Source organism: Streptococcus sp. SCPM-O-B-15294 (M123) (assembly GCF_058200455.1).
This window is the reverse complement of sequence record NZ_JBYQGU010000001.1, coordinates 210251-236402: the sequence shown is the minus strand read 5'-3', so window position 1 is coordinate 236402 and position 26152 is coordinate 210251. Positions and strand designations below refer to the sequence as shown.

Below are 26152 nucleotides of genomic sequence, written 5' to 3'. Positions count from 1 at the left end.
TCATTTGGTCTTAATTTACTTCATAATGGTTGCTGTTGAGGTAACGGTAGTAATCCGTCAACTTCATGACCAGCACTCGGCCGATAACATTGACCAGACTAATCACACGCCTGTAATCCATCTCTACGGGACCAATCACATGCATGAGGGCCATCCCACGATAAGGAACTAGGAACTTGTGGCTAATGACCGTCACATTTTTCAAAGCCTTCTCTTGGGATTCCGCAACCAGGATCTGGGTCATCTGATCTTCTGGCATTCCTCCTCGCAACTCCAAGGCTACGTGTTGGGGATTATCTAAGAACTGATAGGTCTGAAGATCGGCATAACTCAAAGATGAAACCTTTCCTTCTACAAAGACCAGTTCTTGAAACAGTTGCGAGAAGACGTAATCGAATAGATCCAAGACATTGTCTGTCGTCTTGAAATAGCGCTGTACAATCTGTGGAATCTCCGTCCGCAAGCGGTAGTGGATATCCAAGACCGTATTTCCAATGAAACGTTCTTGAACCAGCTGATGGAAGATTTCCAAATCACTGGTTAAGAAATTCTTTGGAATGGCAAACTGGACGGTGACAGGCTTTGATTCATCCAAGGTCAACACCGCTAAGGCATCGTGATTGGATAATGGAACAATCTCGAACCCAGTCAAGCGCTGCCGTGTCGGTTCAACATCCTGAATCACTGCGGTGTAACCCGTCATCTGGGCTAGTAACTTAGCCGTAGCATCCAAGATATCGTCTAACTTAAAGGCTTCGAAATCAAAGGCCTTCACTACCTGGTAGACATCTTGCTCATCAATCAACTCTAGATCGAGCGAGTTCTGAACAAAATATTGGAAACCAGCTCGGCTAGGCATTCGACCACTCGAAGTATGGGCCTTTTCTAATAAGCCTTGCTTTTCGAGGGCAGCCATGTCGTTTCGAATGGTCGCACTACTGGATTGAATGACATCTTGTAGGGCTTTTGAACCGACTGGTTCGTGGGTCTTGGTAAAGATATCAACGACAAGATTTAGAATCTCATTTTGACGTTCTGTAACCATGACCTCACCTCTCTTTCGTTTTTAGCACTCTAATCACTCAAGTGCTAAACCATGATTCTATTATACACCCTCTCAAAAGAAAGTCAAGAGAAAAATCCAAAAAATTAGCACTCTTTTTTCAAGAGTGCTAAAAATCATTCTTAAGACCGATACTAGGCTGAAAAAACTACAAACCTGCTTCTTTCAGCTTTTGAATATATTCTTCTAAGACCAGCTGGTGCTTGACCATATACTGGGCATTTTCTACACCGACGTAGCGGAAGTGCCAGTTTTCATAGTCCACACCCGTGATCGCATTTTTCCTTTCTGGATAACGGAGAACAAACCCATATTGTGGTGCCAAGGCAATAATTTGTTGCACTACCTCTTCGGACAGCCCATTTGGGGCACTCATATCAATCGCAAGACCTGTCTGGTGCTCACTAGCTCCTGGAACTTGTACCTGAGCTTGTGCCTGACGTTCTGCTTCCTCATGAGAAAGCCCAGTAGCTTCCAACTGTGCTACCCGCTCATTGTAAAGCTCTGTTTGCTCCTCCACACTTCGATAACCGGAAATCAAGGACTCCTCAGGAGCAACTGCCCTTGCCGCCGCTAAAAATTGCTTAGTTTGTTCTGCGATCCGACTGTCCACCTTGATTTCTTCGACATCTGCTAACTGAGGATTCAGCTCGGCTAACTTGTTGTCCCGGTTGACCAGGACTAGGTTCCAATCCTTGCTAGAAACTTGAGGAAGGTCTGTCTTAGGTTTTTCTTCCTTTTTCTCAACCTTTTTCGGAGTAGTCGTTTCTACTTTTTGATCTTCAGCAAAGTCCAGAGGAAGCCATTGAGGTTTCAAATAGAAAATACCCACTCCTGCTCCAATTAGACAGAGGCCTAAACAGCAGAGCACGATCCAGCTAACTTTCTTTTCTCTTTTCTTGGCAAGTTTATATTTAGTCATGATCTTCCTCTAACCATTTCGCTCCAACCTGGCGGTATGACAGATCTCCAACTGCTTCTAGTTTAAATTTACCATCTTCATACTCAATAACAGTCACACTACCATTGTCCAAGACCAATTCTTTAAAAGCTTTTGGATCAATCAGGTAAATCAAGGTACTGATGGTCATCCCATGACTGACCACGATGGCATTACCTCCACCCTTAGACTCGACATCTTTTGCAATTGCCGTAAAGCCATCCAAGATGCGGTCGCGAAGAGTTTCCCAAGACTCTGCCCAGCCGGCTGTGTCCACTTCGACAATCCCTTCAGCCAACTCCATCAAGCTCAAATGATGGAAGTCATCAACTCGAAAGACACGTGGCAAAACGCCCAAAAAGAGTTCCCCATCGTAGGCGCCATCAAAACTTCCAAAGCACCATTCGCGGATGCGCTTATCATAACGGTAAGGAATCTTACCCGTTAACCCTAGTTCTTCTAGCACAATCCCCATGGTTTGAATAGTTCGACCAGAGTCGCTGGACACGGCTTGTTGGAACTGAATCCCGGCTTCACGTAGACCAATCCCCAATTCATGAATCCCTCGTTCGCCAGCTTCTGTCAAGGGACTATCAGACCAACCTTGGGCGCGACCAATGGTATTAAACATGGTTTTTCCATGACGGGCAATATACAATTTTGTCTTTGCCATTTTTATCCTCCTGCAATTGTTTTCTTCTTATATAAGGTATCTTATTTTTTTACATCAAGTTCTTCTGAGTGGGCTGCTAACCAGTTAGCACCCAGCTTACGGTATGACTCATCTCCGATGGTCTGGATTGAGAAGTGTCCATTTTCGTATTCTACCAAGGTGACACTACCATTTTCAACCCTTGGATCCAGCTCAATCTCTGGATTCAAAATACACACAAAGGAACCGATGGTCATGCTGTGACTAACAACCAAGGCATTTCCACCACCCCTGGCTTCAACTTCCTTGGCAATCTCCTCAAAGCCATCTACAATCCGTTTTTTCAACACATCCCATGGTTCAGCCCAACCGGCTGTATCTACTTGGTAGATTCCATTCGCCAGCTCTTCCAGACTGAGTTTCTTATAGTCTTCAATATCTAGAACCCGAGGAACAACTCCACGGAAAAGTTCCCCTCCGTAGGCACCATCAAAACTTCCAAAACACCATTCCCGGATCTTTTTGTTGAAAGTATAAGGAATCTGATCTGTGAGCCCAAGCTCGTCTAAAACAATTCCCATGGTTTGAATAGCACGACCTGAATCGCTGGAAACAGCACGGACAAAGTCCAAACCAGATTCTCTCAAACCAACCCCCAATTCACGGATGCCTTCTTCTCCTTGAACAGTTAAAGGCGTATCCGACCAACCTTGGGCACGACCTATCGTATTAAACATGGTTTTTCCATGCCGAATAATAAACAATCTTGTTTTCACCATGTGATCTCCTTTTATGTCCTTCTATTATATCATTTTTTATAAGGAAACTGGCAGCGATGACCTCTCGATTCACTTTCACTTCCTCAGCCAACATTAAAAGCCCTGAGCAAAAATCCTGCTCCAGGGCCATTTTTTAATTTTTAAAACTATGAACTGGGGCCGGAATTTGACCACCACGGGCAATAAAGTCAGCTGACGAAGCTTTGTTGACCTTCATCACCGGAGCAGACCCAAGAAGTCCTCCAAGCTCTAACATATCGCCTTCTTTTCCATAAGGAATGATCCGAACTGCTGTGGTCTTTTGGTTGATCACCCCGATAGCTGCTTCGTCGGCAATCATGGCCGCAATGGTTGTATCTGGAGTATCAGCTGGGATGGCAATCATATCCAAACCGACGGAACAGATAGCTGTCATGGCTTCCAATTTTTCCAAGTTGATATGACCTGATTGGACCGCCGCAATCATCCCTTCATCTTCTGAAACCGGAATGAAGGCACCTGACAAACCACCGACTTGGTTACAAGCCATAATGCCACCTTTTTTCACTTGGTCATTAAGCAGAGCCAGCGCTGCTGTTGTCCCGTGGGTTCCAACTACTTCAAGCCCCATGGCCTCAAGGACACGGGCAACCGAATCCCCAACTGCTGGTGTTGGAGCAAGAGACAAGTCGACAATTCCAAACTCAACACCGAGACGTTCACTAGCCATTTGACCTACCAATTGGCCGACACGGGTAATCTTGAAGGCTGTCTTCTTGACTGTTTCAGCCAATACATCAAAGCTTGCTCCGGGAACTTTTTCGATGGCCCGTTGGACGACACCAGGTCCTGAAACCCCAACGTTGATGACGACATCTGCTTCACCGACACCGTGGAAGGCTCCCGCCATAAAGGGATTATCTTCTACCGCATTAGCAAAGACAACGAGTTTACCTGGTCCCATTGGATCTGCTTGGGAAGCTTCTTTAATGATGCGCCCCATGTCTCGGACAGCGGTCATATTGATCCCTGTCTTAGTCGATCCAATATTGACTGAAGAGCAGACAAAATCTGTCTCCGCAAGGGCACGAGGAATGGAATTAATGAGGATCTCATCCCCTTTTTGGTAGCCTTTTTGAACAAGAGCTGAGAAGCCACCGATAAAGTTAACCCCAACTTCCTTCGCCGCACGATCCAGCGCCTTGGCAAAGGGTACATAGTCTGTCGCGCTGGTTGCTGCTCCGATAATGGAAATCGGAGTGACCGAAACCCGCTTATTCACAATTGGAATGCCAAGTTCTGCCGCAATCTCGTCCCCCACAGCCACCAAATCTTTGGCCTTGGTCACAATCTTATTGTAGACTTTTTCTGCCGCCTTATCGATATCCGGATCAATACAATCTAGGAGGGAGATCCCCATGGTGATGGTCCGAACATCGAAGTTCTGCTCCTCAATCATGGCAATGGTTTCTGTTACCTGTCTAATGTCCATAAATTCTCAACCCCTATCTTACAAATTGTGCATGGCATCAAAAATCGCTGCGCTTTGGATATTGATTTTCACATGAAGAGACTGACCGAATTCTTCTAACTCTGAACGAAGCTGGGTGAAATCTTTTTTCTCATCGGATGATACGACCGCCATCATGGTAAAGTATTCATCCAATACCGTTTGAGAGATATCATCGATATTGAGTCCTAATTCTGCCACTTTCGTTGCAACACCCGCTACGATTCCTTTTTGGTCTTTACCAACGACTGTAATAATTGCTTTCATTTCACTGCTCCATTCTATCTATTTGCTTCCATTGTAGCACATTCCCCTTAAAATCGCCGTTCTCAACTGGGGATGTTCGGATATTTTCCGTGTGTATAAAAAAATAAAGAGGCTGTGACAAAAGTCCTAGCCTCTTAATTGTTTTTGGATTGTCGAGCAAGACGCAGTGGTTGAGCTGGGCTCTACTACGCTGATTTCATCAGCTTTTACAGCCCTACTCAACTGTGCGGAGGTGAGACGACGAAATCGAATTCTAACGAATTACCGATTTCTGTCCCACTCTCTCTATTTTGACGATTCGGTTTCATCTTTTAGGATACCTTCCTTCACGCGCACGGTACTCTCATACTCGGCTCCAGCTAGACGGTCAAAGGGAAAGCGAGCACTGAGCAAGATGATGGCAAGGGTGAGGATCAGGTACAATAAGAGCACAAAGAAGAGCAATAAAATCATAGATAGAGTCAAAAGGGAATTGTCCGTCAAATCCTGATTCAAAAGCGAGATCAAATAGAACAACCCTTGGGGAATCCAGTAGAAATAGCCTACCACTAGGATTCCTCGCCAGATGGTACGAAGCCATTTTTGCTTGTCAAAACGCAAGCGGAATTTTACCAAAGCCATTCCCAAGGTTTTGCCCCGCCACAAGGGAAGCAAACTAAAGTAAAGCACCAAAACCGCTACATAGGGAATCATCTCTAAACGCTCGATTACCGCATAAAGCAAGGATAGCATCACAAAATCAATCAAGAAAGCAAGACCCATCCGGAAACCAGATACTTTCGTCCCTACTCGGAAAGAATGCTCGTCAATCTCATCTCGTGTTGGCAATAACCAAACCAGGAACCAACCAAGCAAGTAGCCCACTCCACCACCAGTGGTATTTTGAATAATATCATCGACATCTGCTAGGCGGTAAGGGCCCGGATACAGAAAGTAGAGACCTGATAACTGGGTCAGCTCCAAAAAGAGACTAAAGAGGGCTGTTAGGAGAATCGTTTTCTTAAAACCACACTTGAAATAATAACGTAGATACATCCCAAAAGGAATCAACATTAGGACATTAAAAGCTGGTACATAAAAAGTTGGATGCTTGATAGCCTGAAGCCAAGTACCAGTCTGCGCTAGATCAAAGGGGCTCTCCTTGAAAAAATCCACCACAAAAGCAAAGGGATGGAGATTGACCATTTCCGAGTAGCTAGTATGGATCTTACTCGGATCTGGCAGAGGCAAGACTACCAAGAGATAGACCGTCATCAAGTAAAGCATAAAAGAATAGAAAATCAGCACCCGCAATTTATTGACCGAGCCATATTTTCGATAATTCAAAATCATGTAGGGCAAGGTCAGCAAAAAGGCCAGGAAAGGAAAGAGCTGAACAGCTGTTTTGATTGTAGAAATGTATCCCATTGTGTCTCCCATTTACCGTTATAAAAACACCCTTTGCACAATGACAAAAGGTGATTTTTTCATTGATATAGAGTATTATACGGCCTGGTAGAGGAAGAGTCAAGGAAACAGGATGAAAACCTAGCTCAATAGTCGGCTTAATTGCTACCTCTCCCCTTCAAGCTTTTACTTCCGATAAAGACCAATAGATAACTCACAATCCCTGAAAGATGCAATAGCGTTGAGATCCATCCGGTGATTACTGGTAAGAGCATGAGACCAGATAGAAAAATTAAGAATAGATAAAGCCATTTTACGGTGCGTGATAATTCTTTCCACACGTTTGGCAGGAGCATAATCCCTCCGGTCACAAAGGCATAGCCGACGGCAGAGATCCCTGTTGCCTGAATGTCCTGCCCGCGTGTTAAGAAGTGAAAAACGATGGAAGAGAGGACTGTCGCCGTCACAAAAACGATTAAGACTTGTATGGAGCCTCTTTTTCTTTCTAGCAGTCCACCGAAGGGAAGGATCATGAGTCCGTTTAAAATCAAATGAACCCATAAAAACCAGACAGGAGCTCCTTTACTGCCATGCATCAGGGTCCCACTGACATATTGCCAACCATACACCGGCTTCGAATGAAAAGCCAATAGGTCATACATAGCATCCCCATAAAAGGAAGTCAATAAACCGAGCAACAAACAGATTAGAGCTATCGTACTGATAACAGGATAGGTTTTTATCATCGTTTTCATTTTAAAACTTCTTTTCTGTAAATAAATCAATTGTCTCACCTTGAGTATACTTTCATTATACCACCCCTTAAACGAAAATAAGATCACTTTTAAAAAGTGATCCTAGTTTCATTAAACAACTCCAACCTCTAACTCCCATTTCACGCCCGGCCACAGAGACAAGGTTATTTAACAAGAAAATGCCAGTAGATATAATTGAAGATGAATATCCAGATTGGTTTCCAAAAAGTGAGAAAATTGCTAAAGGCATGCAAGAAGATGGGCAACCGGATATCTTTAGTTTTCTTATAGACAGCTGCGAAGAAGAGCCCTGAACAGAAATAAAGAGAAAAGGTTACAGGGTCCCGATATTGATGGATCAGATGAAAGACCGCAAAGAGAAAGCCCGAAAGCAAAACGTCTAAATGAAACTTACTTTCTTTAAAGAAGACATTCATCAGATAGCCTCTAAAAATAAATTCTTCGATCATAGGAGATGTAACAGTTGCTAGGACAAAAAACAGAGTACCCGAAATACCAGGGCCATTTAGATAAATGGAGGATGGCAATTTGGTTTGATGAACGACAGGAACCAGCAAATCCTGAAAAGTTTGCAACACCCATCTCTCAACAAAGAACCACAAGAGCACCAGAGAAAAATACCCCAGATAGTGCCACTTCCATTTCTGTATATTTGAACGGACGACTATCTTCTGCCTTTGAAACCAAAATAGAATGCCGATGAGAAGCAAAGAGTAGAGAATCAAATAGATGAAATAAAGAAAACTTACATCACCATTGAAAACTCCAGTTAGGTAGATACCAAGGCCTTCAATCCCAAAAACAAATAGATATAACAGGAAGAGTAAAGCGACTCCATGTTTGGCATATTTCATATCATCTATTCTCCAATATCATTCTTCCATTCAATTAAGTACAAGTATAACACATGGAAAAACTTGTAGGCAAGGCAGCCCTCAATTGTCCCTTTTTGAACAGAAAGGGGAACTATCAATTGGTTATTTGATTCAGATAGATGGACGAAAAAACAATTTGAGACGCTTTCCCCTCCATTTAAGATGATGAATAAAGCATCCAGTTTACAAAGATATTACTGATTTTCAAATAAAAAGAACATCTCGATAGGTGATCTTTGTATAGAATAGTAATTCTTTCAAATTAACGTTTACTAAATTGTGATGCTATATAAGACTTCTTAATACCAGGTTTGTTTAACACAAATTGCAACTTAACTTAAATAGATTGATTAGAAGGAAAAGTCAACTTTATCCCCCCCTTTAAATTTATCTGTTTTTCTGAATTTCATTAAATTAAGGCATATTTTTAACAAATATCAAAATATGCCCTATATTAAACTAAAACTATTAATAGTCGCCTGTACATCTTAATTGTACTTCTAAAAATTCAGTTGAGGTGCTGTTATCATCATTAAACTGATTTACTTTATATTTTTGAGGACCTTTTCTTATATACAATTCTAGTTCTTGTGTTTTTAAATTCTTATAAAAAGATATTCCATTAATACTCTCTGCCTCTAAAATTAACAATGTTTTATCATAAACTTTTACATATTGCATATGGCTTTTTAAGTATAACTTTAATTTGTCAGGCAAACCAGAGTCATTAATTTTCTCATTAATAAATTTGAGATAATCTTCGAGACTCATTTTTAATATTTTTGCCTCTCTTTCTACACCAACAATTCCAAAACCATTTATTTCAATAGCATTAATATTATCTAACTCCTCAATTCTTCTTGTATCGCTAGTTTTATCTGCAATACCAATCAATATTCTTCCTTTAATATTTTTCCCGTGATTAGCCATTGCACACATATTCATCATTATCTTTTCAAAACTTTTTTTATCAAATTTCCTTTTAGGGTCTAGCGTAAGAAAACCTTGTTTAAAGTCAAATTTTCCCTCTTCAGTAACAACTTCATCCAAAAAACGGAGAATATCATGTTCTGAGATTTTTATATTAAAATCTGACTCCATTAACTTAATTACTAAGGTACCATTACGATTTTCTTTTAAAAAAAATCGATTCGGTTTATTAAAAAATTGATAAACCAATTGCCTAGAAATATGATAGTTTTGTTGAATTAAATTTATTAGTTTTGATAACTCTTTTTCTCCATTATTTTGTCTCAAAATAAGTTTCGAGTATTCCTCAATTGTCTTAGTTTTATTCCCATGTAATTCTTTTAAATCACTCCTATCTTCTGTAAGAGTGAAATATTCAACTTTAGTATTTTCATCTTTATGGTATTGTAAATATTTTCTCTGTTTTAAAAAATTTTTAAAATTATACTTTGTTCCACTGTAGGTCTTTTCGGAACGGCTCCAGAGTTCTGAAAATGTTAAAATTTTTTCCCCTGATTCTTTAAAATGTTTTAAAATATATTCATTATAATTTGTTTTAACTCTTTTAGGTTTTATTCGTGAAGTATATTTTCTTTTCCAATCTGAAATAATATAAGTCCCGTCATCTAGTTGGTAAAAATCTTCTTGACTCAAATATGAAATTACACTTTTTTCATTAATTTCTCCTCTCCTTCTCTTAATTTCTTCTAAAATATAAACGCTTGTTAATGGCTTGGCTTCAACATAAAAAATATTTTTCATGAGATCCTTAATAGAAATTTTTGCTATCCCAAAATTTTTTAATCCCCACTCCTTATTACCTAAAGATACTAATTCAGGATGAGCAACTAGCTGGTTTGATAAATATTGAGTCGTTACAATTTTATCTCCAACTTTTCCTCTGTCTTTATTAATTGATTTTTTTATATCTTGAATTCCCATTCTCTTCTGCTTAATCCATAGAAGTTTATATGCACTATCGCCTACAGATAAATCTAAATTAGGGTAGTCTAAATATTCGACATTATCGATAACTAATTTTTTAAACGGAATTACCTCTATAGATAATAAGATATATTCCTTAGATTTTTTTCTTCTTCTTTTTGCAGATTGAATTATAATGTCATCTTTTGAGATTGGTAAAATATTTTTTTTAACTATTTTTAATGTTCTGGTTATCTCTTCTTCGAGTACATATTTGTTAATTTCTGAACTTAAAATGATATCAATATTCTCTTTATCTAATGTAATTCTTTTTATTTTTAGAATTTTAAGATACATGTCAAAATAATTTTTATCACTAGCAGATATTCCAAATTTGTTTATAAGTTCAAAATAGGATATAGTTTTTTTATCTTTTAAATCATTTAAAAATTCTTTTGTCTTACAAACTAATTGCTCATCACACTTATAGTTTTTACTTTTTATTGTTGAACCATGCATCAATAAATTCATATTACTAAAGATTTTCGATTCAATCTGATGAATCCTCTGTTTAGATACTCCTTCAAGAATTCCAATCTCTTCATATGTATAAAAACGTTCTTGATTAATTCCATTTTTCTTATATATCATTGTTTTATACCGATCTGACTCTATCGACTTAAAATAATCTTCGAAAAAATTTTTTATTAACTTAATCATTATTTTCCTCCAGTATAATAAAAATAGAAAACGTAAATATTTAAATATATTGAACTCTATTTATTAAAAATCATATCCGAATTACTAAGCTTACAATTTCAAATTCTTTAATAGATTTAATAAAATAAAATCTAATTCAAAATTTATTGTATCATATTCTAAGCAGAATGTATTTTAATATTTAAGCATTACTCCAGACTAGATTTCTCATTAACTAAAAACAGTTCTATCCCTAGTTCATATGCTAAATATACAATTAATGGCTCAAACCCAATGTTTCTTCTATCAAAAACATCATTATCAAAAATGGGAAATTAGCTCCAGAAGCTTGTCGCTCAAAGAGACTTTCCGCATCAGACGTCACCCTGCAGCTACGGACTCATGGACTCTTCCAATTGAAAGAAGTTAAACGGGCTGTCACTGAGCAAAACGGAAAATTGATCATCGTAGGAATGGGAGATGAAAATCCTAAATATCCAGTTATCACCAACTGAGTGATCCAGACAGATATTTTGAAGACTATCAACAAAACTGAAGACTGGCTTATGGACCAATTCAAACAAGATGGCTACGAAAAAGTAGATGATATCTTTATCGCAGAGTACGACAAAAGAAAATTGAATGTCGTGACCTATTCATCCATCATTAGTTGCAATCTCACCATGACTCCTTCCCACTTTCAAAATAGCGTAGCGAATATTTGACTTCCTATTTCAGAAGGCATATACTTATATTAATCTGAGCTAAATAGTTTTTTTATTTTTAAATGAACTGTCTTGAATTCAGATTAAAAAAACTATTTACTTAACGGAGGTGACACTATGTCATTAGAAGATAAATTAAACCAAGTTAAAGGTTCTGTTAAAGAAGGTCTCGGTAAAGTAACTGGCGACACAAAAACAGAAGCTGAAGGCGTTGCTGAAAAAGTTGCATCAAAAGCAAAAGAAGTTGCTGAAGATGCAAAAGAAGCTGTTGAAGGAGCTATCAACGGTGTGAAAAACATCCTTCACAAAGACGATAACTAATCGTTAACGTTCTAAAACCACCCTATTTTCTGCAGTCCTATTTGACTGGGGAAGATGGGGTGGTTTTTGTTTATCTTTGATTTAATTTGGGTGTAGGAAAAAGAACACCCCGAAAGGTGCTCTTTGTAAATATTGTAATTCTTTTGAATTAACGTTTACTAAATTGTGAAGCTTTACGAGCTTTTTTCTATCCTTACTTCGAAAGCATGATGAGCTAAGCTGTGATCATGTTTATTCAAACTCTTTCCCATTTCTCTTTTCTATGATTGAGTCGGAACAATTGTAAGGTCACTGTGGTCATTTAAAAAACTATACATTGGTACTCCAAAACCCTCTTCCGATATATTCTCACATAGAGTTTTTACAAAAAATTCTATCCATTCACTAGAAGGTTCCACAGCATCATCAGTCTGAGGAGTGAACCACATTTGAGGAATAAGTTCCATTGTGTCTAAATCGAATGCAATCCCAATCATCATATTATAGAAATCAAATGAAGCATAAAAAGCACGCATATTATCGCTAACTTTATCAATTCCTAATTCAGGAGGTATTTCCATCATCGTAATCATCATATGATCAGTTATTTTTCCATTTTCCTCTTCAAACTTTTCAAGTACTCCTTGCTCACGGAGGATATTTTCTATTTTGAAGAACATTTCTTTATCTGCTAACATTATGTTATCCCCAGTAATATTATTAGTGGTCTATTGAGCAAAAATCTTACATGAAATTACAAATATAAAAATAATCAGAATACATAATTAAAAACCTATTAAAGACAAAAAATTAGCAAGCATGTGAATTAGTACAGAGTATTCTATCCTTTTAGTTCTATAATAAATGTAAGATACTATACCGCCTAACAAACTATACAGTAAAATCGATCTAATAAAAATTCCAATACTAGGTTCGTTCATGCAATGCACAAATCCAAACAATATATTTGATATGATGAAACCTTTCCTGCTCATATTATAGCAATAATTCATTATTGCACCATGAAAAGTTATTTCCTCTAAAACTGGTCCTACGAAAATTCCATAAAAATTGAATAACTCTACGCCCATAATATCTTTTAAAATTTGTAATAACGCATCATTTTGGGTATCTCCAAAAATGCTTACATACAAATGAACTGTAAGTCTTATCAAAGCAACGAATGCTAAACAATAAAGTACTTTGTTCCACTCTAGTTTCTGAATACGATTAATGACATTATGTTTTATGCTTATTTTATAAGAGAAATATAATGTAAAAAACAAGAAAAGTACAAATAGCAACCTAGCATAGACTAATGAAATATCTTTCAAAATAAAACAACAAAACGGTAAATTTGAGAGTAAAAATAACTGCCCAGTCACTTTATATTTTTCTTTCATTTTTAACTACCTCCAATAAACCATTATTAATACTTCAATCATTGCTTATTTCACTTAATCATTTTTCTGAAACTTAAAGCGGAAATGCTGAGATTCTTTGCATATACTGATTCTGACATTTTACCTTTCCTAAAAATTCTCCTATCTTAACAAAGAAAAACAGAACTCTTACATTATTAACCTCTCCAATAATCGAGTAAGCGCTTTTACACTTTTATTGTAACTAACTATTTTTATTTTTTCAAATAATTATATGCAATTACTAATTTGTAAAATTAAAGTAGACAAAAAAAGACATCCAAGAGAAAATTCTTGAATGTATGTAAACGTTGATATAATCGTGTTGATTAACGTTTTGAGTGCAGTGGTTGCCATCCAATCAAACATCGCTACGCTTGTTTTCTTGGGGCAACTGTGCATAGCATATCTCTACGCGACTAAAGTCGCTAGAGCTATACTAATTGCTCACCGCCAGTTCTCATACAAAAAAACACCTTGCAAGATGCAAAGTGTTTTCGTTTGTATTCTGTATTCCAGTAACGAATTAACGTTTAGAGAACTGGCTAGCTTTACGAGCTTTCTTAAGACCTGGTTTGGAAAGTATGGATTTCAGTTGGACTAAAAACAGCGTAATATCAAGGATTTTCTGAACAATATCTACTTTTTAATTTCATAAAATCTGAATCAATATTTTTAAAATAGGGAATAGTTTAGGTCTCTAAGCATTAAAATAATACACCTAACTTTGGTCACCGTTTTTTAGTTATTCACTCTTTTTTCGGATAGTGTTTTTAAAGTTATGATGTAAAATGCCGCAATTAAAACACTATACATCATAATCGGAGGATAGAGAATTAAGGACAGAATCAATCCCACTCCTTTAATTATTAGGTCAGGTATCAATAACTTCCTATATTGTGCGGTAGCTTCAAGTAATTCTTTCTGATCTATATTGGGTTTATCAATTACTTTATGTAAAAAACAGTTTGCTACCGTTGAAACAATAACGATCAGTCCATAAAAGAGCTGTGCCGTATGATTCATGAAATGACTACTAACTATTCCAGTAGCATAGGGCATAAATGAAACAAAAAATAAAAGATACAAATTCTTTCAAATTCCTCCCTTTTCAACTTGGCTAACTTGACCTGCATTACCTAGGTCGCTTTGCTTTAAATTATACTTTTTTCTTAAACATTTGATACGAGTAGGTATTTCTTATGAGTAATTTTCATCAAAAAATTTCATATATAATCTCCCTATAATCATGGAAAAGTAGTAAAAATAGTTGTTATCCTAGTTGATTAAAAAAATCTCTGATTTCCTCATCTTTTATAAAATAATATATAATTTTCCCCTCTCTTCTAGTGTCCAAGATGTTTTGATTGGCTAGTTTACGAAGATGGTGGGAGGCAGATGCCATACTGAGATTTAATAAACAGGCTATATCGCAGACACAGAGTTCTTCGACGGCAAGGAGATAAAAGATGATATTTATCTGTTTATTATCGGTAAATTTTGATAAAATGCGAAGTGATTTTTGGACTTTTTCCTTTTCAAGGTAGTTCGTTGCGGTTGTAACATTTTGTTGATTTATAACATCCACTTGACAGATACTATTTTTTTTCATAATTTTTTCTCCTAGCCTAACACAGCCCATAGCATGTCAAAGCTGTTGTTTTCAATCAGGATATACATCCCCAATCCTAAATAGACAACGGCAATAAACCATCTGCTATATTTTTCCAAAGTTTCTCCAACAGAAGGGACTTGTGCTAATTTTTGGGCAGAAAAAACCAAGAGATAAATCATGACTAGAAAAGTAAGTAAAGTCACTATCAAATTCGCTAAATTTAAGGTGGTAAAATATGGGACAAAGACACCAATATTATCAGCGCCACAACTTGCAAAAGTAATCATAGCGACTAGAAAAATCAGGTTTTTATTGTCTTTTCGCAAACCATCTTTTGCAATAGCTTCTCCATCAGAATCTCCTAAAAGCAAAACTTTGAGGCCTAGGAAAATTGGAATCAAACCGAGTAAACCTAAAATCTCTTTACTAGGAATATAATTTAAGACAAATGCAAAAAGCAAACTTAGGAATATTAGACTAACAGAGCCTAGAAATTGTCCTAAATAGATGTTAATGATGTCCTTTCTGCTTTTTCTTTTGGCAAAAAATAACATTAGGATAATAAGTAAGTCTACGGCTGTCCCAGAATACAGGATTATTGAAGTAACAATATTTTGAATCATAAAACACCTCATTCAAATATATTTTTGAATGTATTCTAACATTAACCTTTGTAGATGTCAACTTAAAATCCACCAATTAATAATTGCATGTCAATATTTGTATTGTGAAACTAGTTTCAGAAATATATAGTCTTAAAGTATGTCCACTGCCAATGGTTTTTTCAATATTTAAAAGGAGAGAACCAATTTGGTCCTCTCCAGGGTATAATTTTCCACCAACCCACTACAGTTGACAAAGAACCGTTATTCTCAAATGAGACAACTCCTTTTAGTTTTTATAACCTCAGCTTCTCGGTCTCTTACCTACTTTTAATAGAAAGACTACGAAGGACGATTCTTAAAGTAGTCAGATTGTGCAATATCGAAAGATTAGATGGGCTTAACCAATTTAACAACCCAAATCCAATTAAACTTCCATTTATTACAACTGTTTCTTGAATATTTCTTTGAATTAATTTCTGCAACGATTCAGATAAAGAATTCAATTCCTCGAAGAAATCTAAACGATTATCTAATAATAAAATATCACTCATCTGCTTAGAAATATCAGCACTTTCATTCATCACAACCCCAATATCTGCAAGCGTCAAGGCAGCAGAGTCGTTTAACCCGTCTCCAACCATCAAAATAGTTCGGCCAGCTTTCTGTAATTCCTGAACCAACTGAAACTTACCATCTGGTTTTAAATCAGTATAAACGTTGTCAAATGGCAGATCTTTAACCAACTCTTCTGTTCTAGCCAACGTATCACCAGTTGCCAGAATCAGTTTTTTCCCTTGGCGCTTTAGCTTTTTCAATGCAACTTTCGCCTCGCTTCTCAAGGGAGTGTGGATACAAAACATCCCAATTAATTCTTTCTTATAAGCCAAAAACAATAAATTGTAATGAGTCTTATATTGCTCAATCAAGGCCAGCTGCTCAGAACTAATTCTTACCTGTTCGTCTTGCATTAGTACATAATTTCCAATGACAACCGATTGACCATCAATTTGCGATTTAATCCCTTTGCTTGCAACATACTGAAGCTTGCCATGCATTTCTTCGTGTTCAATGCCTTCAATTTCAGCTTGTTTAACAATTGCATTGGCAATAGGATGATAGATATGTTCCTCCAAACATGCACTTATTCTTAAAATATCTTTCTCAGTATAATCTCCGAAAGGAAGAACCTTTTCAACCAAAGGATAACTCGTCGTGATGGTACCCGTTTTATCAAACAAGAAAGTATCCACTTCCAGATATTTTTCTAATACATCACCATCTTTAATAACCATTTCTCGATTTAGACCTTCCTTTATGGCCGTAAGGTAGGCTACAGGTGTGGATATTTTTAGAGCACATGAAAAATCCACCAATAAAAAGGAAATGGCTTTTGAAAACGAACCTGTTAACAGATAAGTCAAACCAGCACCTAAGAAGTTATATTTTACAACCTTGTCTGCCATCCTAATAAAATGACGTTGTTTTGTCTTCTTACTCTCTTCAGATTTTTTCATCAGATTGATGAGTTGCAAAATACGACTGTTTATCTGATTATCAGTCACACGAATTCTTAACTCTCCTGTTTCCAAAACAGTATTCGCACATACAGAATCTCCCTCTTTCTTTTCAACAGGGAAGCTCTCTCCAGTCAAGGAACTCTCATTGACCATGCCTAATCCTGAAACCACTTGGCCGTCAAACAAGATTTCATTACCTTGGGAGACAACTAATACATCACCTACTTGAACATCAGAACTCTTGATGCTGATGACCATGTCTCCCCGCACTAAGAAAACATCACTTTCTTTAGCAAGAAGGCTTTGTTCCAAATCTGTTGCTGTTTTTTTTAAAGACCACTGATCCAGATGATTACCCAAATCAAGCATAAACATGATGTTGCTAGCTGTCTTGGATTGGTTCATAAACAAGGACAACAAAATGGCCGAACAGTCCAAGACCTCCATGGTTAGTTCCTTGCGCGCTAAAGTTTGATAGGCTTCTTTGACATAACCCAAAGCCTGATAACAAGTCCAAATATAACGAATAGGGTAGGGTACAAAACTTCGAAACAGCAAACGCTTAATCGCTGCACCCGATACAATTGAATAAGCACTCTCTTCTCTACGAATGGGAAGAGTCATCAAGTCCGAAACTTTCCCCTTGTCAATTTTTTTTAAAAAGGCCTCTGCATTTTCTAATACAGAGAAGCCTTCTTTCATACGTAGAGTAAAGTGCTGCTGATCCATATAAAACTGAATAGAGTCGATCCCTTTTTCATCTTTAGCCAAGGAACGAAGATAATCTTGAATATCCAAGGTCAGTGAAAACGAGGACGATAATCGGATATGTTGATATCCTCTGTGTAGCACTTTAAAAGACATATTATTCACCTGTCAGGCTATCTAATTGTTCTTCTTTCTTTTCCTGTTCGTATAAATATTTAGCGTCTTGTAAAACATCATCACCGTGTTGTTTTACAACAGAAACAGATGCATCCAGTCCATCTTTCAATTTGTAAGCTTTAGCCAAGGCCTTAGAATAGCCTTTCTTAGCTTCTTTACTTGCTAAGACTTTCAAGCCAAGCGTCCCAAATGCTACCCCTCCTAAGAAGAGAGATGATTTTTTCGCAACTTTTGCGACGTTTAATACTTCTTTTAACATGTTTATTTCCTCCTTGTAACTATTGTAGCGAAAAATGACAGCAAAAGCAATTGCTGATATCTGATATATAGATAAAATTCTCTATACTGATATTTAATTATATTATGATGAAAACAATATACTTTATTTTTTGATACTGTAAATAATTATGTGTAAACACTTAAGTAGAGTTATGGAGTGTTAATTAAATAAGCTTTCAAGTGTATCAGAACATTGACCAAACCCTTTATGGATTCGTTGACTTTGCTTGAAATTATAATCTTCAAACAACGTAACTAAGTAACGTTCCAGAGCCTCCTCATTAGGAAAAAGAACCTTCTTTTTCGTTTGATGTTTGATTTCTTTGTTAAGAGACTCAATGAGGTTTGTCGAATACATGCTGTGCCAAATCTGGTAGGGAAACTGATAAAAAGTTAAAAGATTATCCGTCTTCTCCAGACTTTCCATGACTTTCCTATACTTTGGTTTCCATTCGGCGAGAAAGTCCTCTAAAGCTTGTCCTGCCATTTCTAAATTTTCAGCACGATAAATCATTATAAATTGCCCCAGAATAACCGCTCTATCTGCTCGTTTCACTTTACTAGCTAGATTTCGACTAATATGAATTAAGCAACATTGTTGTTTAGCTAATGGGTGAGCCTGACTGATAATCTGCTCAAGCCCCTTAAAGCCATCTGTAACTACAAGAGAAATCTGTTGGATTCCTTGGTTTTGAAGCTTGTCTAACAGGGTGGACCAAGAAGCATTGTTTTCTTGAGGCAACTGTGCATAGCATATCTCTATGCGACTAAAGTCGCTAGAGCTATCCTAATTGCGCACCGCCAGTTCTCATAGAAAAAAACACCTTGCAAGATGCAAAGTGTTTTCGTTTGTATTCTGCTGTCCAGCAACGAATTAACGTTTAGAGAACTGGCTAGCTTTACGAGCCTTTTTCAAGCCTGTTTTCTAGTATTTTTATATCTATTGGCAGATTATCCGACTTATCCCCATCAACATCTGACTCTAACTCAACCTCTGAAGAAATCCTAATATTGCGTACTTTGATATATTCGATATTATTGTTACCTACTAGATCCCCTTTTTAATAAATCTGGGATAGCCGATAATTTAGAAATGATGGATGAATCCTTTAAAATCAAGATATTTCCATATTCATCTGTATTTTCATCAAATAGTTTTTTGTCTGCATAGTAATTGGATAGAAGAACTAAGACCTGAGTAGCTTCACCTTCATAATTGCCATTTTTGCTTTCAAAAGGTAATAATTGCTTGTTCATAGCTTGGCGAATCAGTTGCACCAGCCAAATTAATTGTCTTGACCGACGAATAAAGCGACTTCTTTCAAGGATTCGACCATAAGGAAACAGTTGGCAGATTCTATAAAAGTGTCGATGTGATTCGGCACGCTCATCAGACTCGCTACACAGAGCTGGTACATAATATCTGCTATAATTTTCTGGAAGATTTGGTCAAGCGGTCTTTTAGCCGTGTGACAGGCATACAGGAAAAACACTATTTATTTACTTTTTGCACGGGAGGCTTTAAGATGTTGCTGGACGCCTTTCTTGATAATCACTCAGAGTCGCCAGAGTGTCTGGGCTGGGATATGGCAAAGATATACCGCTGCCTGAAACTGTTCTTTGACGCTGATAAACGCGACATATCAATTAAAATGTCGCACTAAAATGATTGAAAAGTGATTGAAACTGTATTATAATGAACGTATATATTTAGAAAAGAGGTACTAACTATGGAAAACCTAGTAGTTTCAGTCTTTAACACTGAAAGCGAAGCTTATCAGTCCTTTGCGGATTTGAAGGCTTTCCGCCAAACTCAGACGACCAAGGTTGCTCAAATCGCCTTGGTCAAAAATGAAAACGGTCACATCGTTGAAAAAGAACGCTATGACTTTGAAGATTCAACGACGGATGCAACCCTAGAAGGTGGCTTGCTCGGTGCAGTTATCGGGCTTTTGGGTGGTCCTATCGGCGTCTTGTTTGGTTATGGTATTGGCAGCCTCTATGGTTTGGCTGCTGGTGATACCGTTGATACGGCAGAAGCTGGCTTGATTGACGTTGTGTCTCAAAAATTGATCGACGGCGAAACAGCCGTTGTCGCCTTGGTGCAAGAAAACAACGAAGCAGTCATCGATGCTTACTTCACCAAGTACGACACCCAAATCGTGCGTTGGGATGTAGCAACCGTCGTAGCCGAAATCGAAGCAGCTCTGCAAGTCCAAGAAGACCTCTACAACCAGGCACGTGCACAAATGAAGGCTGAACGTAAAGCCGAACGCAAGGCTAAACTTGAAGAATTCAAGGCAAATGTCAAAGCAAAATTTGACAAATTGAAAGCCTAACGTCTAAGCGTCTCATAAATTTAAATGTGACTGAGACGCCATTTAAAATTTATGTGCGTCGGATTCTCACAGTTAAATAATTGCGTTGACAAAGCCGTTACAGCCGTTCTTCCATTCTTTGAAAAGAATGTTTAATAGACAAGAAATCTGGACTAGTATTGGTCTGGATTTTTTTGTGAATATAGAGGTCATAGCTTTTTGACTATGCTTCGTTATAATTAGAAAAATTTTAAGTTTTATCAAGATGAAATCAGTCAGACGAAGACATCCCGAATTAGCACCAGCATCACCACACAAACTAAGACATACTGGTGCTACTCTTGCTAAACAAGCAGGTGTTTCTCTTGAAGCCTTCTCAGAAGCTCTTACTCATAGTGATAAAGAGATTACAAAAACTTACGTTAATATCAAAGATAAAGTCAATCAGACTGTAGGTGATATTGCTTTTCGTAGTTTAAAAAATTGATGGGGTGAATATGGGGTGAATTTTGGGGTGAACTTTGATTTTTTGAAACAAAAAAGACATCCAAGAAATAATTCTTGAATGTCTGTAAACGTTGATATAATCGTATTGATTAACGTTTTGAGAATTGTGATGCTTTACGAGCTTTCTTAAGACCTGGTTTGGAAAGTATGAATTTCAGTTGGACTAAAAACAGCGTAATATCAAGACTTTTCTCCGCTTTTATAAAAGCTTTTTTCCAATCAAATTCAACTAATTTTATCCGAATGGTGTGGATTTTACCCCCAAAATTACAGAGAATGGAGCTGATAAACACTAAACGTTCACACCATTAGTTAAATGATTTTTTGTTCATCATTTTTCTTAGATGATAGAACTTCTAATTTATTTCTTATTCAAGCAAAAACAACCTGCTATAAGTAAGAAAGAGGAAGATACAAGAAAAACACGGCGTAAAAACCGATTCAGTTCATTGTCCTCAATCCTTGTCTGCTTCATTTTCTTTTACGAGATCGTTTTGTGAATCTTTTTCAGAGAGTTTTTGATCAATATACTTGTCAATGTTTTCATAAAATTCCTTGGTCGCTTCACTATCTAATGTTGGCGAGTTCTGAACTTGATTCACTTTCAATTGAACAGATTGAATACCGTAAGAGGCTTGTTTTTGGTGGAGTGTTTCTAATTCTTCTTCTGAAATCGGATCTCCAACAACCGTCAAGACCAATTCATTGTTACTTGACTTGTAGACTTGATTAATAACCGTATAATTGGCGAACTCTTTTCCTACAAACTGTTTGATCCCTTCTTTGCGCGCTTATTCTATTGTCAGAGTAACTGCCGAATAGCTAGCTGGAAGAATCAACAATACAATCAAAGATATCAAGCCAATTCTCATTTTAATGCTCAGCTCTTTAAATGAAGTTAAAGGAGATTTTCTCATCAAAATTCTTGTTCCAACAATGTTGGCTAGCATGATAAAGACACAGTTGATCAAGAAAAGATAGAGAGCCCCCAATAAAAATCGTACATTCCCATTAGCTAAACCATAGCCAGCAGTACAGATAGGCGGCATCAGAGCTGTAGCAATGGCTACTCCTGGCACGATATTGTTTGCTTCTTTTTTCCTTGAACCGATCACACCAGCAATCCCACCAGCAATAGCAATGAGGACATCCCAAATGGTTGGAGAGGTTCGTGCAATCAACTCGCTACTTGCATAAGACAAGGGAGAAATCCAGAAATACAGAGTCGAGACAAGCAAACTGACCAACACTTGAGTCAATAAAACCTCTAGAGATTGCTTGATTAAACGCGTATCAAAAATAGCTAAACCGAATCCCAGTCCAACAATCGGTGTCATGAGAGGTGAAATCAACATGGCTCCTATAATGACAGCTGTTGAATTCATATTTAGTCCGATAGAGGCAATAAAAATTGCACACATCAAAATCGCTGTATCTCTCAATCGAACATGAAGGTCATCGTATAATTTCTCACGGTATTCCCGTGTTGAATAATTGGCAGTCATTTGTCCTCTCCTCTTTCCTTATTTAAATTGGTATAATAATTAAAAATAACAGCTGATAAACAGCCAAAAAATATGAGCCCATAAATCGTCAAGAAGACACTGGTAATCCTTCCAATCAAGGTCACAGCTAGGAGATCCCCGTAGCCGACAGTCGTCGAAGTCACAAAAGCATACCAAAGACCGTCTCCGTAATTTGTGATAGCAGGTTCAACTAGGAAAAGCACGCCTCCTGACCCAAAAACAAAGGTCACAAAACTCAGAGCAAACCGAGTAAAACCCGTAACCTGCATAATATGCCATAACATTTTTAAACGTTTCATTTGTTCTCCTTATTCATACTAGCTCCTGACCGAGCCGTTTTTTTCCAATAATCAAAGTGAAGATAGGACATGATCTCCATCAGAGAAAGATAGACAAACTGATAGATCTGATTTAAGCTGATTATCAACTGATATTGTTTGAAAAATGACTGGAAGAAAGACCAGATATGACTGTCTTGAATCAGTCCCTTCTTAATATCAGACAGGATATTAGCTAAAGCTCCCAAGGACTGAAACGGTAAATCCTTGACATTTATATAGATCCGGTCCACCACATCATTCAGACTGGTATCTTGGATGGCATGAAATTCTCCAAAGAGAACTCCTGCCGCTCCAAGAGTAGAAACAAATTCCACCAAATAATTTCTGAGGAAATTTTCTCAACCTTTTCCCATAATGTGTTTAGTGCCATCCATAACGATCCCAACCAGAAAAAGGAAAGAAAACAAGCAAAGAAATTTTGCCGTAAATCCCAAAAAGCTTCAAGACTTGGTGTTGTTGGTTTTTCTAACTCTAAAACCAAGATGGTCATAATAATTGCTAGAACAGCATCTGTCAATACAATTAATCTGTCTTTCTTCATCGGATTGCATCCCCTTTCTTTTTTGTAACATTCTATCTTATCGCATAATATTGGATATTCTTTCATAATCCGACTACAAACAAAAATAAACCAAAAAGTATGTCCCTATTATACTATATTTAACTCTAGAAGTATTCATCCATCTAATTAATAAATATATCATATTTCACAATAAGTGAATACTATCAAAGATTCATCCCCTTTCACTTCATCATGTAGTGTTGCTTAGATTTATCAAAAACAACCAAATTTGTATTAATTTCAAGTATCACCTAGTTACAAAAATTTGGGGTGAACAGAAAAAGCATCCCGTATTTTTGATACGAAATGCTTTCAATAAGTTTAAATAAGTTTTAACGTTTACTAAATTGTGATGCTTTACGAGCTTTTTTCAAGCCTGGTTTCTTACGTTCAACTTTACGTGAGTCACGTGTAAGAAGTCCTGCGCGTTTCAATGAATCGCGGAAGTCTGGGTCTACTTGAAGAAGGGCACGAGCAATACCATGACGGATAGCTCCTGCTTGACCTGCGTATCCACCACCTACAACGTTAACGAAAACGTCGTATGAACCTGCAGTTGAAGTAACTGCGAATGGTTGGTTGATTACAAGACGAAGGTCAGCGTGTGGGATGTACTCTTCAACATCTTTTTTGTTAACAGTGATTTTACCAGTTCCTGGAACAAGGCGAACGCGTGCAACAGCGTTTTTACGACGTCCAGTACCTGCATATTGTGCTTGTGACATACTTTATTGTTCCTTTCCTTAGATAAGTCCTGAAATATCAAGAACTTCTGGTTGTTGTGCAGCGTGAGTGTGCTCAGCTCCAACGAATACTTTCAATTTCATACCTTGAGCGCGGCCAAGAGTATTGTGTGGAAGCATACCTTTAACTGATTTCTCGATCAAACGTACTGCATTTTTAGAACGAAGTTCACCAGCAGAGATTGATTTCAATCCACCTGGGTGGTTTGAGTGAGTGTAGTAGATCTTATCAGTTGCTTTTTTACCAGTCAATTTAACTTTTTCAGCATTGATAACGATTACGAAGTCACCTGTATCAGTGTGAGGTGTGAATGTTGGTTTGTTTTTTCCGCGAAGCACGCTAGCAACAACTGCTGAAAGGCGTCCAAGAGGTACATCAGTTGCGTCAACAACGTACCATTTGCGTTCTACTTGGCCTGGTTTAGCCATGAATGTAGTTTTGTTCATGATTTCTCCTATATGAATGTCGTTTTTGTTTACAGGGCGGATGTTCCGGTCCGCAAGTTATTTGAAAGGTTCCGGGGCCTTACAAATGGGGTAAACAATACCGCCTACTATTGTATCAAAATTCTAAGATAAAAGTCAACCGATTTGGAAAATTATTTGCGATTTTCTTTTCCCATGACAAATCCGATCAAGGAATTCGGGCCGACGTGAGCTGAAATAACTGGTCCAAGAGGCATCACGAGGACTTCATCGATCCCTTCAAGCGCAAGCATTTCTTGCTTCAGTGCTTCTGCTCCTTCTAGATCGTTGGTATAAGATACCAAGGCTGTGCTTTCACCGATATCGGCTTTGATCAGCTCCAGTAATTCTCGGACAGCTTTTTTGCGTCCCCGAACCTTGCTAATAGGAACTAATTTCCCTTCCGTATCTATCCAGAGAATGGGTTTGATGCTGGCCAAACTTCCCATGATCGCAGCACTCTTGGAAAGACGCCCGCCACGCATGAGGTGGTAGAGATCATCGACGAGGAAATAAGTCCGCAGTTTTGGCGCTAGCTCCATGATTTCTTCTTTGGCTTCTGCTAATGAACGGCCCGCATCACGCGCAGCTACTGCACGCATAACTAGGTAACCCTCTCCAATCCCAGCAGCCTTCGGATCGACAATCTCGATCACGGCTTCCGGGTAGTCTTCTAAAACCAGGTCTCGCGCCATGACTGCACTCTGGTAAGTCCCAGATAAGACCGATGAAAAGGCTACATAAAGCAGGTCTTTCCCTTCTTTGGCAATTTGTTCAAAGGTCTCCTGGAATTGGCCCACATTGACCTGACTGGTTGTCGGTTTGGCCCCATTTTTCATGGCTTCTAAAAGCTCCGGGCTGGTCAATTGACCTTGGCCAACTGTCTGGTAAACCGTCCCATCTAACTCAATGGTCAACCCAAGAATGGTCACCTGGTGTTCCTTGGCCCAGTTCTGGTCTAAATCTGCGGTCGAATCGGTTAAAATAGCAAATGTCATTACTTGTCTCCCATCATTTCTTGTAATTGTCGCAATACTTGGTGATCGAGCGGTCGCATGGGTGGTTTTTGATCGTTGACCACTTGCTGCGCTTGATTAAGGTTTCCTTTGACGACTGCGACCCGTTTTTCTAACTCTCTAGCGGATACCCGAAGGGCCCCTTGAGCAAAGACGGTCCATTGCTCATTTAAGTCACTGGTCGCTACCGAAACTTGGTGGAGGGGCGTATTAAGCTCTGCCGCCAAACGCTCGATATAGTCATCTGCCGTTTCATCCTCGCCGGAAAAGACCACCTGAACATTGAACTCCTCATAGGTCTGTCGCACTCCTGGCATATACTGGGCATCAAAGACACAGATGACTTCGATCCCTTCAAAGCTAGCATAGTGGCTCAGTTTTTGCAGGAGGATATTGCGGGCTGCATCGAGCTCACTTTTTTGAAAGAGCTGGCGGGTCTCCTGCCAAAAGGCAATCATATTATAGCCGTCAACCAATAAGATTTTTCGTTTCATATCATTGCCTTTCT

General features: G+C 38.0%; 27 protein-coding genes and 5 pseudogenes. 4 read left to right on the top strand and 28 right to left on the bottom strand.

Going from position 1 to position 26152, the window contains the following annotated elements; translation table 11 throughout:
• Nucleotides 1-10 precede the first annotated feature (10 nt).
• The 10 genes from hrcA to AC3E8G_RS00985 form a co-directional block, all read right to left on the bottom strand.
• Nucleotides 11-1045: a heat-inducible transcriptional repressor HrcA gene (gene hrcA / locus AC3E8G_RS01030; RefSeq protein WP_045759110.1), complete on the bottom strand. Its 1035-nt coding sequence runs from the start codon at nt 1043-1045 to the stop codon at nt 11-13.
• Between the two features lie 166 nt (nt 1046-1211).
• On the bottom strand, nt 1212-1985 hold the full coding sequence (locus AC3E8G_RS01025; RefSeq protein WP_154857350.1) for a M15 family metallopeptidase: 774 nt from the start codon (nt 1983-1985) through the stop codon (nt 1212-1214).
• A complete protein-coding gene (locus AC3E8G_RS01020) occupies nt 1978-2676 on the bottom strand; it encodes a histidine phosphatase family protein (RefSeq protein WP_154857348.1) in 699 nt (232 codons plus the stop codon). Before AC3E8G_RS01020 ends, AC3E8G_RS01025 begins: the two co-directional genes overlap by 8 nt.
• Nucleotides 2677-2717: 41 nt before the next feature.
• On the bottom strand, nt 2718-3434 hold the full coding sequence (locus AC3E8G_RS01015; RefSeq protein WP_154857346.1) for a histidine phosphatase family protein: 717 nt from the start codon (nt 3432-3434) through the stop codon (nt 2718-2720).
• 133 nt (nt 3435-3567) lie between these two features.
• Entirely contained in the window at nt 3568-4905 is a 1338-nt protein-coding gene (locus AC3E8G_RS01010) for a PFL family protein (RefSeq protein ID WP_048789774.1), read from the bottom strand.
• A gap of 18 nt (nt 4906-4923) precedes the next feature.
• Nucleotides 4924-5190 (bottom strand): ACT domain-containing protein, encoded by a 267-nt coding sequence (locus AC3E8G_RS01005; protein ID WP_003004214.1) that lies wholly within the window; start codon nt 5188-5190, stop codon nt 4924-4926.
• A gap of 285 nt (nt 5191-5475) precedes the next feature.
• The gene (locus AC3E8G_RS01000; RefSeq protein ID WP_490676808.1) at nt 5476-6597 is read right to left on the bottom strand and encodes a VanZ family protein; all 1122 of its coding nucleotides are present in this window, start codon (nt 6595-6597) and stop codon (nt 5476-5478) included.
• A 137-nt stretch (nt 6598-6734) separates the two neighbouring features.
• Entirely contained in the window at nt 6735-7331 is a 597-nt protein-coding gene (locus AC3E8G_RS00995; RefSeq protein ID WP_048716305.1) for a rhomboid family intramembrane serine protease, read from the bottom strand.
• A 164-nt stretch (nt 7332-7495) separates the two neighbouring features.
• The gene (locus tag AC3E8G_RS00990) at nt 7496-8206 is read right to left on the bottom strand and encodes a CPBP family intramembrane glutamic endopeptidase (protein ID WP_490676806.1); all 711 of its coding nucleotides are present in this window, start codon (nt 8204-8206) and stop codon (nt 7496-7498) included.
• A gap of 489 nt (nt 8207-8695) precedes the next feature.
• Entirely contained in the window at nt 8696-10840 is a 2145-nt protein-coding gene (locus tag AC3E8G_RS00985) for an AAA family ATPase (RefSeq protein WP_490676805.1), read from the bottom strand.
• Between the two features lie 260 nt (nt 10841-11100).
• Between AC3E8G_RS00985 and AC3E8G_RS00980 the strand changes: the two are divergent.
• Nucleotides 11101-11475 (top strand): annotated as a pseudogene (locus tag AC3E8G_RS00980) (DUF421 domain-containing protein); the annotation flags it as partial.
• Between the two features lie 186 nt (nt 11476-11661).
• Entirely contained in the window at nt 11662-11865 is a 204-nt protein-coding gene (locus AC3E8G_RS00975) for a CsbD family protein (RefSeq protein ID WP_021154436.1), read from the top strand.
• A 260-nt stretch (nt 11866-12125) separates the two neighbouring features.
• Here the strand turns inward: AC3E8G_RS00975 and AC3E8G_RS00970 are convergent, their stop codons facing one another.
• The 10 genes and pseudogenes from AC3E8G_RS00970 to AC3E8G_RS00925 all read right to left on the bottom strand — a co-directional run.
• Nucleotides 12126-12542: a hypothetical protein gene (locus AC3E8G_RS00970; protein WP_154857338.1), complete on the bottom strand. Its 417-nt coding sequence runs from the start codon at nt 12540-12542 to the stop codon at nt 12126-12128.
• A gap of 87 nt (nt 12543-12629) precedes the next feature.
• Nucleotides 12630-13247 (bottom strand): CPBP family intramembrane glutamic endopeptidase, encoded by a 618-nt coding sequence (locus AC3E8G_RS00965; RefSeq protein WP_125329184.1) that lies wholly within the window; start codon nt 13245-13247, stop codon nt 12630-12632.
• 759 nt (nt 13248-14006) lie between these two features.
• Entirely contained in the window at nt 14007-14291 is a 285-nt protein-coding gene (locus tag AC3E8G_RS00960) for a hypothetical protein (protein WP_490676803.1), read from the bottom strand.
• Between the two features lie 247 nt (nt 14292-14538).
• A complete protein-coding gene (gene cadX / locus AC3E8G_RS00955) occupies nt 14539-14877 on the bottom strand; it encodes a Cd(II)/Zn(II)-sensing metalloregulatory transcriptional regulator CadX (RefSeq protein WP_414281186.1) in 339 nt (112 codons plus the stop codon).
• 11 nt (nt 14878-14888) lie between these two features.
• The gene (locus AC3E8G_RS00950; protein ID WP_002911684.1) at nt 14889-15503 is read right to left on the bottom strand and encodes a CadD family cadmium resistance transporter; all 615 of its coding nucleotides are present in this window, start codon (nt 15501-15503) and stop codon (nt 14889-14891) included.
• 299 nt (nt 15504-15802) lie between these two features.
• Nucleotides 15803-17866 carry a heavy metal translocating P-type ATPase gene (locus AC3E8G_RS00945; RefSeq protein WP_002893754.1) on the bottom strand — a complete coding sequence of 688 codons (2064 nt, stop codon included), beginning with the start codon at nt 17864-17866 and terminating at the stop codon, nt 15803-15805.
• A gap of 1 nt (nt 17867) precedes the next feature.
• The gene (locus AC3E8G_RS00940) at nt 17868-18146 is read right to left on the bottom strand and encodes a DUF6110 family protein (protein ID WP_002893755.1); all 279 of its coding nucleotides are present in this window, start codon (nt 18144-18146) and stop codon (nt 17868-17870) included.
• Nucleotides 18147-18326: 180 nt separating this feature from the next.
• Nucleotides 18327-18917: pseudogene (locus AC3E8G_RS00935) on the bottom strand (IS256 family transposase); the annotation flags it as partial.
• Between the two features lie 148 nt (nt 18918-19065).
• A pseudogene (locus tag AC3E8G_RS00930) lies at nt 19066-19399 on the bottom strand (diacylglycerol/lipid kinase family protein); the annotation flags it as partial.
• Nucleotides 19400-19402: 3 nt separating this feature from the next.
• A pseudogene (locus AC3E8G_RS00925) lies at nt 19403-19546 on the bottom strand (IS982 family transposase); the annotation flags it as partial.
• Between the two features lie 350 nt (nt 19547-19896).
• Here AC3E8G_RS00925 and AC3E8G_RS00920 point away from each other — a divergent pair.
• On the top strand, nt 19897-20505 hold the full coding sequence (locus AC3E8G_RS00920) for a DUF1269 domain-containing protein (RefSeq protein WP_002893760.1): 609 nt from the start codon (nt 19897-19899) through the stop codon (nt 20503-20505).
• 244 nt (nt 20506-20749) lie between these two features.
• Entirely contained in the window at nt 20750-20971 is a 222-nt protein-coding gene (locus AC3E8G_RS00915; RefSeq protein WP_002893762.1) for a tyrosine-type recombinase/integrase, read from the top strand.
• Between the two features lie 475 nt (nt 20972-21446).
• Here AC3E8G_RS00915 and AC3E8G_RS00910 read toward each other — a convergent pair.
• The 8 genes and pseudogenes from AC3E8G_RS00910 to AC3E8G_RS00875 all read right to left on the bottom strand — a co-directional run bounded on the left by AC3E8G_RS00910 (nt 21447) and on the right by AC3E8G_RS00875 (nt 26138).
• A pseudogene (locus tag AC3E8G_RS00910) lies at nt 21447-22496 on the bottom strand (DUF389 domain-containing protein).
• Entirely contained in the window at nt 22493-22816 is a 324-nt protein-coding gene (locus AC3E8G_RS00905) for a potassium channel family protein (protein ID WP_000825751.1), read from the bottom strand. Before AC3E8G_RS00905 ends, AC3E8G_RS00910 begins: the two are co-directional and overlap by 4 nt.
• Nucleotides 22813-23172 carry a hypothetical protein gene (locus AC3E8G_RS00900; RefSeq protein WP_000397555.1) on the bottom strand — a complete coding sequence of 120 codons (360 nt, stop codon included), beginning with the start codon at nt 23170-23172 and terminating at the stop codon, nt 22813-22815. The genes AC3E8G_RS00905 and AC3E8G_RS00900 overlap by 4 nt, the downstream gene beginning before the upstream one ends.
• Nucleotides 23097-23399, bottom strand: a complete 303-nt coding sequence (locus AC3E8G_RS00895) for a TMEM175 family protein (RefSeq protein WP_006151097.1) — start codon at nt 23397-23399, stop codon at nt 23097-23099. The genes AC3E8G_RS00900 and AC3E8G_RS00895 overlap by 76 nt, the downstream gene beginning before the upstream one ends.
• 353 nt (nt 23400-23752) lie before the next feature.
• Entirely contained in the window at nt 23753-24145 is a 393-nt protein-coding gene (gene rpsI / locus AC3E8G_RS00890) for a 30S ribosomal protein S9 (protein WP_002893764.1), read from the bottom strand.
• An 18-nt stretch (nt 24146-24163) separates the two neighbouring features.
• Nucleotides 24164-24610: a 50S ribosomal protein L13 gene (gene rplM / locus AC3E8G_RS00885; RefSeq protein WP_002876943.1), complete on the bottom strand. Its 447-nt coding sequence runs from the start codon at nt 24608-24610 to the stop codon at nt 24164-24166.
• Between the two features lie 152 nt (nt 24611-24762).
• Nucleotides 24763-25626: a DegV family protein gene (locus tag AC3E8G_RS00880; protein ID WP_490676802.1), complete on the bottom strand. Its 864-nt coding sequence runs from the start codon at nt 25624-25626 to the stop codon at nt 24763-24765.
• Nucleotides 25626-26138 carry an NYN domain-containing protein gene (locus AC3E8G_RS00875; protein WP_490676801.1) on the bottom strand — a complete coding sequence of 171 codons (513 nt, stop codon included), beginning with the start codon at nt 26136-26138 and terminating at the stop codon, nt 25626-25628. Before AC3E8G_RS00875 ends, AC3E8G_RS00880 begins: the two co-directional genes overlap by 1 nt.
• Between the last annotated feature and the right edge of the window lie 14 nt (nt 26139-26152).